The sequence below is a fragment of the Sphingomonas sp. LM7 genome, assembly GCF_002002925.1.
Classification (GTDB): domain Bacteria; phylum Pseudomonadota; class Alphaproteobacteria; order Sphingomonadales; family Sphingomonadaceae; genus Sphingomonas.
The window spans coordinates 3,506,641-3,519,381 of record NZ_CP019511.1 but is presented as its reverse complement, the minus strand read 5'-3'; the positions used below and the strand labels follow the sequence as shown (position 1 = coordinate 3,519,381).

Sequence of the window (12,741 nt, the reverse complement as noted above, 5' to 3'; positions counted from 1 at the left end):
CGGCGCCCGGCTATCCAAGCGTCAGAACTTGGCGCGGACACCGAACTGGAAGCGGCGGTCATACTCGAACTGGCCGCCGGGCAGGAACTTCACTTCGCGATCGGGATCGACGTCGGTGGGCCCACTGACCTGCGACTTCATCTTGATCCGGGTCCGGAGCAGGTTGGAGCCCTGGAAGTTGAACTCCAGGCTCGGCGTCACCGCGATGCGCAGCGACGCGTCGAGGAACCCTTCCGCCTGGTTCCACACCGGGAACCCCAGGCAGCAATCGTTGATCGAATTCACATATTCGGAACGCCAGTTATAGGCGAGGCGGGCGCCGATCGGGCCCTTCTCGTACAGCAGCATGGCATTGAACGAGTGATCCGACAGATTTTCCAGTCGATCGACCTGGATCATGCCGGACAGCGCCGAGCGGGCAACCGCGCTGCCGCCCGTGGTGTCGACCACCAGCTGTGCGTTCTTGACGCCGTCGTTCTTGATATAGGTGTAGTTCGCCTGGACGCCGAAGCCGCTGAGCAGACCGGGCAGGAAATCGAAGTAGCGCTGGAAGGCGGCTTCGAAACCATAGATCGATGCGCCATCGCCGCTCGTCGGCCCGGTGACGATGACGTCCCGGGTTACGCCACCGTTGGTCACCGGGACCGAGAAGGTGCCGTTCTGGATATAGTCGCGGAATCGTTTGTAGAAACCGGCGACACTGAACGAACCGATGTCACCGTCATATTTCTCGATCGAGATGTCGAACTGATCCGCCTGGATCGGGCGCAGGCGCGGATTGCCGGTCTGCGCAGTATAGGCATAGCGATAGGCGATCGGATTGCCGCCCGCATCGAGGACGATGTTCGGATTGCCGACGCGGATCTCCGACTGCGGCAGGCCGCCACGGCGGATCTGGGTGAAGTTCTTCAGCAGGCCTATATCGGGCTTGGAGATCGCCCGCGATGCCGCGAAGCGCACGAACAGATCGTCGCCAAGGCCGAGGCGCAGGTTGAGGCTGGGCAGCCAGTACTCGTTGTTGTTCTCCACCGTCGAGGCGAGACTGCCGCCGGTCGAGAATGCCTGGTCCTGAGTGGAGCCCGCCGCAAGGCAACCCGGCGAAATCGCATACTGCCCCGGCCCGAGCTGACCGATCTGTTCCGGGGTCAGCGGTACGCAGAGCGTCTCCGCGGGCGTGAACGCATCGGCGTAGATCAGCGAACCCTCGCTGCGCGTGCTCAGATTGACGTAGCGGACGCCGATATTGCCGGTGACGCTGATGCCGCCCAGCGTCGTGTCATTGCCGCCGAACTTGGCCATGACATATCCCGACTTGGTCTTTTCCTGCACGTTCAGGAGTTCACCCGGCGTGAAGCAGCTGCCCGCGATCTCTTCGGGACGGTGGCAGATCGGGTTCCACTGCGAAGAGGCGACGCCGCCCTCGTTGGTCTGCCCGCCGATGCTGAAGCGGTTATAGGTTTCGTTCGGATTGGCGAGAATGTCCGAGCGGATGAACAACAGGTTCGGGTTGGTGATCACGCCGCCGCCGAAGATCTGCTGGCCGTAGGGACGAACTTCCCAATAGGGCGAACCATAGCCCTCGAAGAGGATCGGATTGCCGTCGCCATCCCGTCCGATGGTGTTGCGGCCGCTGTTCGCGAACACCGAGCCCGCCGGGTTGGTCTGCCAGTCGGAAGTGATGCTCTGCCAGTTGTAGACCGACCACTGATGCTCCTGCTGCCGGTTGGCATAGCGGCCGCCGAAGCGGATCTCGGAAAGCCATGGCGATTCGAAGCTGTAGCCGCCATCCAGACGGAATGCGTCCATCTGGCCGGTGCTGTCGGTGATATGGTCCATCGCCGACGCAGGCGTGTAGTTGTTCGGATTGGTCAGCCAGTCCGCGCCGGTGGTGTTGTAGCCCGACGGCGACAGCAACGAGACCTGCGGAGTCGCGCCGCGCAGATCCAGGCCGATGTCCGCCCAAGTCCGCATGTTGAAGGTGATGTCGTAATTATAGTTGGTCGCCTTCACCCGCTGATAGTCGAAGTTGAACATCAGCCGGTCGGTGGCCTGCCAGACCAGGTTGAACGCGGCGTCGGTGATGACGCGGTCCTCGTTCGAGTAGCGAGTGGCAATGTCCAGTGCCGAGCCGGCACGGCAAGGCCGGCCGCCGGTGGTGACGTCGGTGTTCAGGCACGGCTGATACAAGGGCAGTCCGTTGGGCAGCACGCCGAGGTAATCGGTCGATCCCGGGACATATTCCCCGGTTGCCCAGTCGGCGATGCCGCCAAAGCCCCAGCCACCGCGCGAATTGGTGATGGTGCCGGTCTGGAACAGCCCGTCCTCGCGGAAGGTGAAGGGCGTCCCGTTCGGCGCCGTCGGCCCCGCCGCGCGCGGCGGCTGGATCAGGGTGGGGTCGGTCCACACGGTCGAGTGATTGGTGTTGGCCGGATCGACCCACGTCCAATAGCTGAGCAGCTGATGCTCGACCCAGGTCGTCTTGTAGCTCGAGCGGTTATACTGGGCGGTAGCGACCAGACTGCCGTCGTTGCTCTTCCACTGGCCGGCGACTGCGATGCCGAAGCGCTTGCGGTCATAATCGGTCTCGGAGAAGCCGATTCCCGAGGGGATGTAGACCATCCGGTCTTCATAGGTGCCGGGCGCGAAGGGCATGATGCGCGGAGTGGTGATGCCCTGCGACCGAGTCACCACCTGCGAATAGGCCGCGTTGGCCAGCAGGCCGAACTCGCCGATGCCGGTGGACCATCGGTCGGAAAACAGGCCGGAGATGTCGGGCGTCGCGCGCTGGCTGATGTCGCCATAGTTCTGCGTCGCGCTGAGCGTCATCACGCGGCCCGGCTGGTCGAACGGCTTGCGCGTCCGCAGATCGACCGTGCCGGCGATGCCGCCCTCGATCATCTCGGCGGTCTGGTTCTTGTACGTATCGACGCCCGCCATCAGCTCGGGCGAGATGTCGCTCCAGCTGAGGCCATAGCCCGACGTCGCCGAAAAGCTGTCGCGGCCGTTGAACTCGGAGCGGACCTGCTGGAGACCGCGGATGACGACGCCCGAGGGTTCCGCGGAATAGTGCATCACGTCGTCCTTGGCGGCCGATCGGATGACGGTGACGCCGGGGACGCGCTGGAGCGCTTCGGCGACGGACTTGTCGGGGAAGGCGCCGATATCGGTCGCGGTGATCGAATCGACCACCGTATCCGAATCGCGCTTGAGCCGGGCGGCGGTGGCGAGTGCCTGGCGCTGGCCGGTGACGACGATATCGCCGGCCTCGGTTTCCTGGGCTGCAGTTTCGGTGTCGGTATCGGTGGCGTCCTGCGCGAGCGCGGGCGCCGCGCTGCACATCAGCCAAAGCGCCGTGCCGGTGATCAACGCACTACGGTAGCGAACAATACCCATGGCCGAAGCCCCCCTTTGCCAGTCTCAGTGTTTCCCTGAGCTTTCGTTACGTTGCGGCTGACTATGCACGATTCGTTGGATACCGCAATATACGCATTATCATATAAATCGTTTTTTTCGGTCTAAACAAACAAAACGAAATGTATGGGCCGCCCGTCGCGCACGAATGGGTACGTCACGCTTCCTTTTCGGTAGCGAAGGCCAGCAGCATCGCGGCGACCAGCGCCATCACCAGCGCGACGGTCTTGAGCGGGCCGGGAACCACCCCGGCCGCAACCAGCGAAATCAGCGCGGTCGCAAGCGGCGCGCCGGCATTGGTGAGCGGCGCGACGACGATCGCCTTGCCGTATCGAAAGGCGAAGACCAGCGTCAGGGCGCCGACGGCGTTGAGAAGCTGGATCGCACCGGCCAGCCAGGGGCCGTCCCACCCCCAGTTCACCGGCTGCGACCAGTCGGTCATCATCCACGCCACCGGCGCGAGCAACAGCCCGGTGAGCGTCATGTAGACGAAGATGCTTTCGCCCGACATGCGATCATTGGCGAACTTCATCACGAACGCCTGCAGTCCCCAGGCGAGCATCACCAGCAAGGCGAGCAGGAACCAGGTCCCGCCGCCCGCCAGCCCCTGCGGCGAGAAATCGAACAAAGGCAGCGCGACCAGCGCCAGCACGATGCCCGCCCAGCCGATCAGGCTGGTGCGTTCGCGCAGGACCGTCAGCGACAGCGCGACGGTCACCACCGGCGACAGCGAGATGATCGGGAAGATAAGCCAGGCCGGCCCGGTCTTGACGGCGTGGAACAGCAGCAGCTGCCCGCCGGCGCCGAGCAGGCCGATCGCCAGGCCCAGGATCGGCGCCATGCCGCGGGTATCGAGCTTCCACCCGCTGCGCGCCAGCACGACGAGCATCGGCAGCAGCATCGTCAGCGACCAGACGACGTAGATCAGCGTCTCTGGGAAACCACGCTCGATCGAAACCCCCGTCGCCGCGCCCCAGATGCCCCACAAGACGGTGGTGGCCAGCGCGAAGCCCAGCCATTTGCGAGTCGACGCCGGCGCGGTGGTCATGCGCTTCTTCCCTTGAGCGGGCGGGCTTCGAGAAACAGGAATTGCGTGAAGCCCGCGGCCAGCCGCGGCGCGGCGGCGCTGACCACGCCCAGGTCGCGCCCGGCGAACAGGTCGCGGACGCGGTAGCGCCCCTTGCCCAGCCCGCGCAGCTCGACTTCGCCGGCATGTTCGGCCGCGAAGAAGCCGTAATAGAGCGCGCCGTCCTTGGCGACGACATGCGCCTCGGGCCGGTCGAAGCCGATATCGTACAGCTCGCCGCGGTACGTGCCCTTGGGCAGCATGTGCGCCTGATAGAGATCGAGCCATTTGCGCCAGACGGTCTCGCGCTCGGGCGTCAGCAGGAAGCTGTCCTTGGGCTTGGGATCGACCGGCCAGGTAAACTTGCTGAACGGGATCGCGCCGATCGCCACCGTCGAGGCGAAGTCGACGCCGCCGTCGCTCAGCTCGACATGGTCGCCCGAATAAGCGGTTCGGGTGCCGCCGGCCAGCGCGCGGATCGCCTTGCCCTTGAGCCGGATCTGCCACGACGACAGCGGATCGGAGGCGACCGACTGGTTCTGCCCGATCATGTTGTGATAGGAATAGGACGTGCCGCACGGGCAGAGCTCGATCACCGCGTCGGGATCGATCGCCGTCGCCGCGTCGAACAGCGCCTTCCAATACTCCTGCAGCTTCTCGATCGATTCCTCGGGCCGCGCATGGTTGTGCGCCTTGTTGTGGCAGGGCGCGACGCCATTGAGGTGATGGCCGTCGATCTTGAGCCCGGCAAAGCCCCATTCGCCGAAGATCTTGCGCACCAGCGCGACCGATTTCTCGACGGTCTTGGGATAGGCGGGGCAGAGATAGAAGGAATTCCACCAGGTGACGTCCTGCGCCTGGCCGTCGGCGTCGAGCAGCAGCATGTCGGTATCGTAGCGCAGCAGGTCGGTGCCCGGATCGACTGCGAGCGGCGCGATCCACAGCTTGGGCTTGAGCCCCGCGGCGCGGATGCGCTGAACCATCGCCTTCATGTCGGCGTCGCCGCCGGGGAATTTGGCGGGATCGAGATACCAGTCGCCTTCGGAGGTCTGCCAGCCATCATCGATCACTGCCCAGCGGAAGCCGAGCTCGCGGACCTTGGGCAGGGTGCCGACCACCTGGTCGGGCGTGAAGCCGCGCTCATAGCCCCAGGCACACCAGTTGGTCTCGAAGCATTCGTCGTTGGCCGGCGCCGGCGCGAGCCCGCGCTCGGCCATCACCCGGCCATAGGCGCTGAGCGGCTGGAAACAGTCGCCGCGATGCGCGGCAAGGAAGGTCTCGGGCGTCTCGAGCATGTCGCCGGGCGCGAGCACCCGGGCATCGCTGCCTTCGATGGCGACGCGTGTCCCGCCCGGAACCGCGGTGACCGGAAGCGCGAGCTGCAGCGGCACGGTCTCGACATGCCCCACCGCCAGTCCCCCCGTGCGGGTCCACACGTCGGCGCAGGGCGTGCCGCCGCCATAATCGGTGGCGTTCATCCCCATGAAGTTGCGCTGGTCGAAGCCTGGCTTGACCGGCTGGATCCAGTCGCGCCGGTCCGAATGCGACGAGCCGGCAAAGGTCCATGCGCCGTCCGCATCCGCCGCGACGATATGCGCGCTGCTCGACCAGCCGCCGATCTTGAGCGGCTGGGTGCCGGTGTTGCGGTAGCGCACCTTGACGAGCGCAAAGCCCGGGTGGCGATCGTGCAGCCGGACGCTGACGATTTTCTCGACGCCCTCCGCCGCGATGCCAGTCAGGCGCAGTTCGCGGCCGCGGCCATGCGGGCCGGCGATCGCGGTCGTGGCCGTGTCGGTGCAGATAAACCGCGCGATCGTGGTGCCGTCGGCCAGATGCAGCGTCTCGCTCGGCGAAAAGGCACTGAGTGGCCTGGGCGCGGTGCCGCCCAGCAGGGTGACCCGGCTGTTGCAGCCATCGTCGAATTCGATGCGGATCTGCTTGTCTTCCAGCGTTGACCGCGGCGTCGAAGCCGCCAGCAACGGCCGGCTCCAGGCCAGCGCCGGGGCAAGGCTCGCCGCGCCCGCCATCCATCGCAGCATCGTGCGCCGGCTGTGTCCCCTGCCCCCAACCGGCTGCTGCATCATCGAATCTCCTGAACCACGGTCCGCGCCGCTTCCTGATTGTTCCGCGCATCGGCAAGCCGCCGGGCATAGATCGCCGCGCCGAGGCCGGGATCGTGCAGCGGCGTCTGCAGCCGATAGTCGGGACAGGCCCGCGCCAGGCCATCGCGGAACATCGCGAGGAAGAATGCGCCCGACGAGAATACCCCGCCCGAATAGGAAATCGCCACCGTCTCTCCGGCACCGAAGCCGAGCCGCAGCCGGATCGCCTCGGCGATCGCGACCAGCTCGTCCGCGGCCTGCGCGAACAGCGCCAGCACGGCTGCATCGCCCTGCGCCGCCGCTTCGCTGGCAAGCGTAGACAGCGCCGCGATGCGATCGCGCGTCGCCCGCTCGTCCGACAAAACATGCCCGCACAGATCGAGATCGTCGCCGAGCCCGAAATGCGCGCGCAGCAACCCATGCAGCGGCCCGCGCGGCATCCGCCCGTCGCTCATCCGCGTGAACAGGTTGAGCATCCGCCGCGCGACCCAATGCGCCGACCCCTCGTCGCTGAACAGCTCGCCCCAGCCCCCTGCGCGCGCCGCGACGCCGCGGCGCTCGCCATAACCGATCGAGCCGGTGCCCGCGGTGATGCTGATCCCGTCCGCGCCGCCCAGCGATCCGGCCCAGCCGCAGATCATGTCGTTGCCGCACTGGTAGCGGTCATGCCCCAGGATCGCTCCCGGCAGCGCGTCGAGCGCTGGAGTGATCCGCGAATCCTCGCCATGCGACGGCAGCCCGAAAAAGGCGTGCGCGACGTCGTCGCGGTTCGCCCCCGCCGCCGCCAGCACTGCAGCGACGCCGTCGTCCAGCCGCGCCGCCAGCGCATCGAGCCCGATCTGGAGATAATAGCCCGACGGGGCGACATGCCGGGCGACCTCCGCGCCGCGCCGGTCCATCAGCACGAAGCAGGTCTTGGTCCCGCCGCCGTCTACGCCGAGGAACAGGGCGCCATCATGCGATGGCATGAATGCGAACGCCCTGGACCACGCGATTGACGATGCCGGCAGGATTGGGATTGTCCGGGGTCTTGCCCAGCGCCAGCGCCTGCCAGAGCCCGATCATCTGCGCCACGACGATATAGGGGAAGAGCAGCGCGAGGTCGCTCGCCAGCTCGAGGCCGTCGATGACGACCTGGTCGGCCGCCGGACGCCCCTCGATCGGCCGGGTGGTGACTGCCAATACGCGCTGCGCGGTGCCTTCACGCGAAAGCTCGTCGAGCAAGTCGAGCGCATAGGCGCGGGCATGCGGATCATTGGGCACGAACAGCACGACGAGCGTCCGGCCGTTGAGAAAGGTCTTGGGCCCGTGCCGGAAGCCAAGCGGCGTATCGTGGATCGCCGCCGTGGCGCCGTCGGTCATCTCCAGCAGCTTGAGTGCGCCTTCGCGGGCGATGCCGGTAAAGCCGCCACAGCCGAGATACACTGCGCGCTCGAACTTCGCCTTGCCGAGATCGGCCGCGAGCGGCGCATATTTGCCGACCGTCCGCGCAACGGCGTCCGCGATCAATGCCACCGGTGCGTGCGCGGCGCCGCCCAGCGCCGCCAGCGCCGCATAGAGCATCGCGGTGAAGCTGGAGGTCATCGCGAAGCTGCGGTCATGCGTCGCATCGGGAAGCACGATCGCGAAGGCCCGCTCCGAGCGTCCGGCATAGCGCGCCAGCATCCCATCGGCATTGCAGGTGATGACCAGGTGATGGACGTCGTCGATCAGCTGGTCGGCCAGGTCGATCGCCGCCACGCTTTCCGGGCTGTTGCCCGATCTGCCGAACGACACCATCAGCGTCGGCTGGTCGGCGCGCAGGCAGATGCGCGGGCCGGCGACGATGTCGGTCGTCGCCACGGCTTCGATGCAGCGATCGGTGATCAGCGACAGCAACGGCGCCAGGCTCTCGCCGATGAACGCCGACGTGCCCGCACCCGACAGGATGATCCGAAGGTCCGGATTGGCCAGCAGCGGCGCGAGAAAGCCGTTCCGCGCCTCCGTATCCCCGGCAAGGCCCGCTGCCGTCTGGCGCAGCGTCTCGGGCTGCTGGACGATCTCCGCCGAAGTCCATTTGGCGCCGCGCGCCGCTGCCTCTTCGAGTGTGAGGCCCAGATACGTCGTCATACGCGCGTCTCCGCGTTGCAAGCATTGTGATAATCGTCGAGCACCGCCGCGACATGCTCCATCACCAGCGCCTCGGGCGCCAGCGCTGCGCCACGATCGCGCAGGCGAAGGAAGGCGAGCGGCAGGTGCTGGCTGACCAGCGGCGCCGGCGGCGGATTTTCGGCGAGCACCGCGATCAGACGCGCGACCGCCGTCTGCACCGCGGCATCGGGCCAGTAATAGCGGATACGATCGCTCAGGCTGTATTGCAGCGTCAGCTCCAGCGCGCGGCCCTGCTCGTGATAGTAACTCTTCCAGTAGCGCGGCTCGCCTTGCATGACCGCGAGCATGGTGGCCCGCACGCCATCCGCATAGCCCTGGATCCATTCCGCGGCGAGCGCATCGAGCGACCACAGCGCCTCGCGAAGCGCGAAGGTGACGCCGGGGCCGACCTTCAGGATCGCGAAGTGATCGCGCACCAGCGCCTGCAGCGCGCCGGCCGGCTGATAGTCGGTGGAATGCGCCTCGAACACGATATGGTCTTCGGACAGCGGCACTGCGCTCAGCGCCGTCGCCGCCGCGGGATCATAGACGATCACCTTGTCGTGATCGAACTCGACGCCCGGCTGCACGACCAGCGCGATGACGCGCGGCCAGGCCTCGGCCAGACCTTCGGCCTCGAAGATCGCGCGATGCGCGGCGAGCGTGTTGCGCGCCGCATCGGGTGCGGTGACTTCCAGCGTCTCGAGTTCTTCCTGCGCGCCGCCGGGAACCGGAACCTCGGTGCCGATCACATAGACCGGCGGGGCGACTCCCGCGTCGCGTGCGGCCCGCTCCGCGACGGCGCACAGCCGCGCGGCGCGGCGGGCGACGACGTCCTCGGGCAGCGGCACCGGATCGTCCGCGCACGACATCGAGCAGTCGAGATGGATCTTGCCGAAGCCCGCCGCCACATAGTCGGCGATCATCGTCTCGGCGAGCGCCATCGCCTCCTCGGCCGGACGATCCTGCCACGCATTCGGGCCGAGATGGTCGCCGCCCAGCTGGACGCGATCCTCGCTCAATCCCGCCTTGGCCGCGAGACCCAGCGCAAAGGCGCGGAAGTCCGCCGGAGTCATGCCGGTATAGCCGCCGAACTGGTTCACCTGATTCGACGTCGCCTCCACCAGCGTCACCGCCGAACCGCGCGCCTTGGCGTGGCGGAAGGTCGCTTCCAGCACCAGCGGGTGCGCGGAGCAGATCGACGGAAGGCCGACGGGCTCGCCCTGTCGATGGCGCGAAACGATGTCGAGGATGGGATGCATGCCGGCGAATGGTCCTGCGAACGGGTCGATGGTGCAGAGCTATCGAGCTACAAAACGAAACGCAAGAAAACAAAACATAGAGCGGGGAATTTTATGCTGGGAAAGGCGCCGCCTCCAGCCGGCAGATACTCAGCAACATGCTGATATCGCGACCATTATCGTACGGTTACTGGTCTACGGAGATCCACGACACGCCTTCGTCACATACGCCCCGTCAAGCCGTTTACTTTCATTTCGTTTCTTGTCAGACTAGCGCTTCGTACGTGAGGGGTGCCAAATGAAGCGTGTGTTTGCCGGAGCCGTCGCATCTGTCCTGCTGGCCGGCTGCGCCAGCACCGTTCCAACGGAGCGCGCCGCTGCCCCCGCGGCGAGCGAAGCAAGCTACGGCATGGCCGACTATGCCACCGTCCCCAAGTTCGACGCGCACGTCCACGCCAACGTCGCGAAGGGCGGGCTGCTCGACGCCGCCCGCCAGGCCAATTTCGAGATGCTGTCGATCAACGTCGACTATCCCGCCTTCCCGCCGGTGGCCGACCAGTTCCGCGTCGCCAAGCAATTGCGGCAGGACGATCCCGTGCGCTTCCATTTCGCCGGCACCTTCTCGATGCAGGGCTGGGGCACGCCGGCCTGGGCGCCGGCGATGACCGCCGATATCGATCGCGCCAAGGCCGCAGGCGCCGTCGCGATCAAGATCTGGAAGAATGTCGGCATGGTCGAGCGCGACGCCGCGGGCAAGCTGGTCGGCATCGACGATCCCGCCCTCGATCCGCTCGCCCGCCATCTCGAAGCGCGCGGCCTGCCGCTGATCATCCATCATGGCGAGCCGCACAATTGCTGGCTGCCGCTCGACCAGATGACCACCGACAACGACCGCGACTATTTCCGCGCGCATCCCGAATATCATATGTACCTGCATCCGGAGATGCCGTCCTACCAGTCGCTGATGGCGGCGCGCGACCGCTTCGTCGCGCGGCACCCCGGGCTCAAGACCGACGGCGCCCATCTGGCGAGCCTGGAATGGAGCATCGACGCGATGGCGGCCTATCTCGACGCGCATCCCGCCGCGGTGATCGATACCGCGGCGCGGATGTCGCAGCTCCAGGTCCAGTCGCTCGCCGATCGCGAAAAGGTCCGCGGCTTCTTCATCCGCTATGCCGATCGCATCCTCTACGCGACCGACCTGACCGAGAACCCCGACATCTCCGCCGCGGACATGCGCACGCAGGCCGATGCCGTGTGGAAGTCGGACTGGCGCTATCTCGCCACCGACGAGATCCAGCCGATCGCCGCGATCAAGCGCGACGTGCGCGGGCTGGCGCTGCCAAAGTCGGTGATCCAGCGCCTTTATTGGGCCAATGCCCGGCGGTTCTTCGCGCTGCGCTGAGCCGCGCGGCCGGGACCTAGAAGTCGGACGGCACCACTTCGACGCGAACTCCGGCCTGCCGGATCTTTTCGACCAGCGCGGCCGGCGCGCTCTCGTCGGTGATCAGCATCGACAATTCGGTCGCGTTGATGATCCGGTGCATGCACGTCCGGCCGAATTTCGATCCGTCGGTGACCGCGATCACTTCGCGCGCGCGTTTGACCATCCGGCGGTTGAGCATCGCCTCGGGCTCGTAATGGGTGGTGATCCCGTTCTCGAGATCGATGCCGTCCACGCCCAGGAACAACTTGTCGACCAGCAGCTCGTCCATCGCCGCTTCGGTCTGCGCGCCATAGAACGCCATGTTCTTGCGGCGCAGCGCCCCGCCCAGCATGACGATCTGGATCTGCTGCTTCTGCGCGACTTCGGTGAGCACCCCGGCATCGTTGGTGACGACGGTGATCTCGTCGTCGTCGCGCAGGTGGCGCGCCAGAAAGGCGGTGGTGGTGCCCGAATCGAGGACGATCGACTCGCCGGGCTTGACCAGGCTCGCGGCGAAGCGGCCGATCCTGTCCTTCTCCGCGGCGTGCAGCGTGCGCTTGGTCTCCACCGCGGGCTCGGTCACCGGCCCGCCGACGATCTGCGCCAGGATCGCGCCGCCATAGCAGCGCGTGGCGACGCCGCGGTCCTCCAGATATTGCAGGTCCTTGCGGATGGTCTGGCTCGACACCTTGAACTGCCCGGAAAGCGGCAGCACCTGCACGCTGCCCTGATCGTGCAGCATCGCCGTGATCCGCTGGCGTCGATCGCTGGTGTCGCGGGTGACGGTAACGCCGTCGACCATGTCCTGAGTTCCCCGTGGAGTATCGTGCGCCTAGCTGGCAGTACTTGAAGTCGCAACAAAACAACGCGTGTGCAACGGAAACAAAAACGCACTCAGCCCGGCAGTGCCAGGCGCATGAGGTGACAGTCCGGGCCGTAGGTGGAGCCGGCATCGCTCGCGACATAGGCGAAGCCCCGGCTCGACCAGAAACGATCGGCGCCGCCCACTGCCATCAGCGTGACGTCGCCAAGGCCGAGCGCGCGGGCCTGCTCGACGACGAGTGCCAGCGCCGCGCCGCCAGCGCCTGTCCCGCGCGCAGAATCGAGCAGCGCGATGTCATGGAGATAATAGGTGTCGGCATCGGCCGGGATCGCGCCGATCACCGCCCCGAGCGCGGGCGGCGGGTCGCGATGCCAGGGATGGCTGATCAGATAGCCGGTGACGGCGCCGTCCTGCACAAGCACCCGGCACCCGGCCGGATGGAGATCCAGCCGCTCGGCATAGATTGCTGCGGGCTCGGTATAGCGCCCGTGCACTGCGTCGGAGATCTCCGATACCGCGGCGAGGTCACCCGCATGCATCGG

General features: G+C 66.5%; 9 protein-coding genes. 1 reads left to right on the top strand and 8 read right to left on the bottom strand.

Annotated elements, in window-relative coordinates; genetic code table 11:
* Nucleotides 1-21: 21 nt before the first annotated feature.
* The 6 genes from BXU08_RS16410 to BXU08_RS16385 all read right to left on the bottom strand — a co-directional run bounded on the left by BXU08_RS16410 (nucleotide 22) and on the right by BXU08_RS16385 (nucleotide 9,971).
* Nucleotides 22-3,393 carry a TonB-dependent receptor gene (locus BXU08_RS16410; RefSeq protein ID WP_077511027.1) on the bottom strand — a complete coding sequence of 1,124 codons (3,372 nt, stop codon included), beginning with the start codon at nucleotides 3,391-3,393 and terminating at the stop codon, nucleotides 22-24.
* A 175-nt stretch (nucleotides 3,394-3,568) separates the two neighbouring features.
* Nucleotides 3,569-4,459, bottom strand: a complete 891-nt coding sequence (locus tag BXU08_RS16405; RefSeq protein ID WP_077511026.1) for a DMT family transporter — start codon at nucleotides 4,457-4,459, stop codon at nucleotides 3,569-3,571.
* On the bottom strand, nucleotides 4,456-6,561 hold the full coding sequence (locus BXU08_RS16400) for a glycoside hydrolase family 36 protein (RefSeq protein ID WP_077511025.1): 2,106 nt from the start codon (nucleotides 6,559-6,561) through the stop codon (nucleotides 4,456-4,458). Before BXU08_RS16400 ends, BXU08_RS16405 begins: the two co-directional genes overlap by 4 nt.
* The gene (locus tag BXU08_RS16395; RefSeq protein WP_077511024.1) at nucleotides 6,558-7,547 is read right to left on the bottom strand and encodes an N-acetylglucosamine kinase; all 990 of its coding nucleotides are present in this window, start codon (nucleotides 7,545-7,547) and stop codon (nucleotides 6,558-6,560) included. The genes BXU08_RS16400 and BXU08_RS16395 overlap by 4 nt, the downstream gene beginning before the upstream one ends.
* Nucleotides 7,534-8,688 carry an SIS domain-containing protein gene (locus tag BXU08_RS16390; protein WP_077511023.1) on the bottom strand — a complete coding sequence of 385 codons (1,155 nt, stop codon included), beginning with the start codon at nucleotides 8,686-8,688 and terminating at the stop codon, nucleotides 7,534-7,536. The genes BXU08_RS16395 and BXU08_RS16390 overlap by 14 nt, the downstream gene beginning before the upstream one ends.
* The gene (locus BXU08_RS16385; protein ID WP_077511022.1) at nucleotides 8,685-9,971 is read right to left on the bottom strand and encodes a D-tagatose-bisphosphate aldolase, class II, non-catalytic subunit; all 1,287 of its coding nucleotides are present in this window, start codon (nucleotides 9,969-9,971) and stop codon (nucleotides 8,685-8,687) included. Before BXU08_RS16385 ends, BXU08_RS16390 begins: the two co-directional genes overlap by 4 nt.
* A gap of 277 nt (nucleotides 9,972-10,248) precedes the next feature.
* Here BXU08_RS16385 and BXU08_RS16380 point away from each other — a divergent pair, with 277 nt between their 5' ends.
* Complete coding sequence (locus BXU08_RS16380) at nucleotides 10,249-11,355, top strand: amidohydrolase family protein (RefSeq protein WP_077511021.1); 1,107 nt, start codon at nucleotides 10,249-10,251, stop codon at nucleotides 11,353-11,355.
* Between the two features lie 16 nt (nucleotides 11,356-11,371).
* Here the strand turns inward: BXU08_RS16380 and agaR are convergent, their stop codons facing one another.
* Nucleotides 11,372-12,178: a transcriptional repressor AgaR gene (agaR, locus tag BXU08_RS16375; RefSeq protein WP_077511020.1), complete on the bottom strand. Its 807-nt coding sequence runs from the start codon at nucleotides 12,176-12,178 to the stop codon at nucleotides 11,372-11,374.
* A 92-nt stretch (nucleotides 12,179-12,270) separates the two neighbouring features.
* Nucleotides 12,271-12,738, bottom strand: coding sequence for a GNAT family N-acetyltransferase (locus BXU08_RS16370; protein WP_077511019.1), 468 nt, complete (start codon nucleotides 12,736-12,738; stop codon nucleotides 12,271-12,273).
* Nucleotides 12,739-12,741: the final 3 nt, after the last annotated feature.

Bases quoted from the DNA above. Each gene is read 5' to 3' on its own strand.
- BXU08_RS16410 (WP_077511027.1), bottom strand. From the start codon at position 3,393: ATGGGTATTGTTCGCTACCGTAGTGCGTTGATCACCGGCACGGCGCTT.
- BXU08_RS16405 (WP_077511026.1), bottom strand. From the start codon at position 4,459: ATGACCACCGCGCCGGCGTCGACTCGCAAATGGCTGGGCTTCGCGCTG.
- BXU08_RS16400 (WP_077511025.1), bottom strand. From the start codon at position 6,561: ATGATGCAGCAGCCGGTTGGGGGCAGGGGACACAGCCGGCGCACGATG.
- BXU08_RS16395 (WP_077511024.1), bottom strand. From the start codon at position 7,547: ATGCCATCGCATGATGGCGCCCTGTTCCTCGGCGTAGACGGCGGCGGG.
- BXU08_RS16390 (WP_077511023.1), bottom strand. From the start codon at position 8,688: ATGACGACGTATCTGGGCCTCACACTCGAAGAGGCAGCGGCGCGCGGC.
- BXU08_RS16385 (WP_077511022.1), bottom strand. From the start codon at position 9,971: ATGCATCCCATCCTCGACATCGTTTCGCGCCATCGACAGGGCGAGCCC.
- BXU08_RS16380 (WP_077511021.1), top strand. From the start codon at position 10,249: ATGAAGCGTGTGTTTGCCGGAGCCGTCGCATCTGTCCTGCTGGCCGGC.
- agaR (WP_077511020.1), bottom strand. From the start codon at position 12,178: ATGGTCGACGGCGTTACCGTCACCCGCGACACCAGCGATCGACGCCAG.
- BXU08_RS16370 (WP_077511019.1), bottom strand. From the start codon at position 12,738: ATGCATGCGGGTGACCTCGCCGCGGTATCGGAGATCTCCGACGCAGTG.